The following is a 752-nucleotide window of genomic DNA, read 5'->3' as shown; positions in this document are numbered from 1 at the left end:
ATTCCGGCGGGCAAAGGCATTATGCACCAAATCAACTTGGAAAAAATGTCGCCGGTTGTCCAAGTCAAAAACGGTGTAGCGTTCCCCGACACCTGCGTCGGTACAGACTCACATACGCCGCACGTCGATTCATTGGGCGTGATTTCCGTAGGCGTGGGCGGTTTGGAAGCCGAAACCGTGATGCTGGGCCGTGCATCCATGATGCGTCTGCCTGATATTGTCGGCGTTGAGCTGACCGGCAAACGCCAGCCGGGCATTACTGCCACAGACATCGTGTTGGCACTGACCGAATTCTTGCGTAAAGAGCGCGTGGTTGGCGCATTTGTTGAATTTTTCGGCGAGGGCGCAAGAAGCCTGTCCATCGGCGACCGTGCCACTATTTCCAATATGACTCCTGAGTTCGGCGCGACTGCCGCGATGTTCGCTATTGATGAGCAAACCATTGATTATTTGAAACTGACCGGTCGCGATGATGAGCAGGTGAAATTGGTGGAAACCTACGCCAAAACCGCAGGTTTGTGGGCAGATGCCTTGAAAACCGCCGTTTATCCGCGCGTATTGAAATTTGATTTGAGCAGCGTAACGCGCAACATGGCAGGTCCAAGTAATCCGCATGCCCGTTTTGCGACCGCCGATTTGGCCAGCAAAGGCTTGGCTAAATCTTATGAAGAGCCTTCAGACGGCCAAATGCCTGACGGAGCAGTGATTATTGCCGCGATTACTTCGTGTACCAATACTTCCAATCCGCGTAA

The 752-nt window shown here is 52.9% G+C and carries 1 protein-coding gene; it reads left to right on the top strand.

Annotation, left to right across the window (positions count from 1 at the left end):
- Window positions 1–752 (top strand): aconitase family protein (locus tag ACTHS3_RS16310; protein ID WP_440368546.1); only part of this gene is annotated, 752 nt, incomplete at both ends.

The organism is Neisseria sp. P0009.S007 (genome assembly GCF_051962515.1).
This window is presented reverse-complemented; position numbering and strand designations above follow the sequence as displayed.